Genomic DNA, 2,115 nt, shown 5'->3' on the forward strand with positions numbered 1-2,115 from the left:
GTAGTCGCGCGGTCCCCGCGCATTTTTAGGGGCGCCGCTTGCTGCGCGTGATTGCCGCCTTTGTTTAAACTCGTTCCCATGCTTTGCGTGGGAATGCAAACGGGGGCTGGTTATGCGTAGTAAACAAAAAATCGGAATAACCACCCAATTGTTGGGTTGCGAAGTCCAGGAGGGTCTTTGAAGTTTGACAGGTCAACGCCGGACTTCTTAACCCAACCTACGAGCCCGGTTGCTACGGCCTAGGTTGGGTAGAGCTTGCGAAACCCAACAACGAAGCGGCATAAGATTGGAACGCCGCAAACGTTGTGGAACGGAATGCCCTTCAATCTTGGTCCCTTCCCCCCTGGCGGGGTAAGGACAGGATGGGGGGTAAATAGCAAGGCAGGAGCAACGGGCAGGGGGGAGAAAGAGTTCACCCCACCCCGGCCCTCCCCCGTCAAGGGGGAGGGGGAGTCTCCGCCCGCGAGGGATACGGTTAATAGGCATTCCTGAAGGTTAAGGCGGCGTAGTTGCACGGCCCCCGGGCAATTTGGGCCGGGAGACCCAGCCCTTACAAGGCGGGCGCCGGGGCCTGCCGCTGCAAAGCGCAGGGGCGCTGCTTGCCGCGCCAGGGGGTTGCGCGGTCATCGCGCATTGCATTTTGATTTACCCGGCCGGGCTTTTGAGGGTTAAGCAAAGGCCCGGCCCGCGTTTTACATAGGACGTAACACAGGCGATATTGCCTTGCCGGAGCCAGGACAGCGAGGCCCCCAATCGGGCCGTCCGGCGAGGCAAAAGAAATTCCTTTTCCAACTTTGAAGGAGGATTACATGGACATTTTGGTATGCGTGAAGCGGGTGCCTGACACCGCTGAAAACGAAATTGAAGTCAATTCCGACGGAAGCGACATCGAGCGCGACGATGTTGTTTACTCGGTAAACGAATGGGACAACTACGCCGTGGAAGAAGCCATTCAGATCCGCGACAACGTGGGCGGCTCGGTGACGGTGGTTTCCGTGGGCGACGAAGAGAGCGAAGAAGTGCTGCGCCGTGAAATGGCCATGGGCGCCGACAACGGCATCCTGGTGGACGACGAAGTCTTCGAGAACACGGACGGCAAGGGCATCGCCACGGCTTTGAAGGCGGTTATTCAGGCGGGCTCCTACGACCTGATCATGACCGGCGCTTTGGCCGACGGCGGCGCAGGCCAGATCGGCGGCATGGTTGCGGCTATGCTGGACCTGCCCTACGCTTCCTTGGTGAACAAGATTGAAGTGGGCGACGGCTCCTTGAAGGTCGGGCGCGAGATCGAGGGCGGCAACCAGGAAATGAACGAAATTTCCCTGCCTTGCGTGGTCTCCATCCAGACCGGCATCAACGAACCCCGCTACGTGGGCATCCGCGGCATCCGCAAGGTTGCTTCCGTGGAAATCCCGGTGAAGAGCGCCGCGGACCTGGGCCTTTCCGCAGACGATGCGGCCGCCAAGGTCACCCGTCAGACTTACTTTGTGCCTGAGCTTGGCGAAGGCGCGGAGATCCTGGAAGGCTCCACCGAAGAGCAGATTGAAAAGCTCATTGAAATCTTGAAGTCCAAAGGAGGGATCAAATAATGGCTGATATTTTCGCATATATAGTGCATCAAGGCGGAAAAGCCGATGACTCCGCCATCGAGCTGATCACGGCTGCAAAGAAAATCGACGCCGGCGCTTCGGTAACGGCGATAGTGTGCGGCGCAGGCGCCGACCTGGACGCGGTGTGCGCGGAAGTCGCCAACACCTATCCCAAGGTTTGGAAGGTCGCCAATGATTCTTTCGCCAATCCCAACGGCGAGGAAATCCGTCCGGTTCTGGCTTCCCTGATCCCGGCGGGCTCCATTGTGCTGTTCGCCAATGATTCCTTGGGTCTGGACGTCGCTCCCGGCCTGAGCATCAAAATGGACGGCGTGTTCCTGTCCGACGTCATCGACTTTGAGGGCATGGACGGCGCCAAGCTGACCGCCGTCCGCCAGGAATACTCCGGCCAGGTTTACGCCAAGATGGACGCCGACGTATCCGGCGGCGCCGTGATCACGGTGCGTCCGGGCGCCTTCGCGGGCGACGAAGCGGGCGGAGCAGGCGGAGCCGTGGAAGAGAAGGC

The 2,115-nt window shown here is 59.8% G+C and carries 1 protein-coding gene and 1 pseudogene; both read left to right on the plus strand.

Annotated features, from left to right (window positions below):
- Positions 1-809 precede the first annotated feature (809 nt).
- Positions 810-1,589: an electron transfer flavoprotein subunit beta/FixA family protein gene (locus BUE18_RS27105; RefSeq protein WP_073479235.1), complete on the plus strand. Its 780-nt coding sequence runs from the start codon at positions 810-812 to the stop codon at positions 1,587-1,589.
- A pseudogene (locus tag BUE18_RS27110) lies at positions 1,589-2,115 on the plus strand (electron transfer flavoprotein subunit alpha/FixB family protein); the annotation flags it as partial. The gene BUE18_RS27105 and the pseudogene BUE18_RS27110, both read left to right, overlap by 1 nt.

It is taken from the genome of Desulfatibacillum alkenivorans DSM 16219, from assembly GCF_900142135.1.
Lineage (GTDB): Bacteria > Desulfobacterota > Desulfobacteria > Desulfobacterales > Desulfatibacillaceae > Desulfatibacillum > Desulfatibacillum alkenivorans.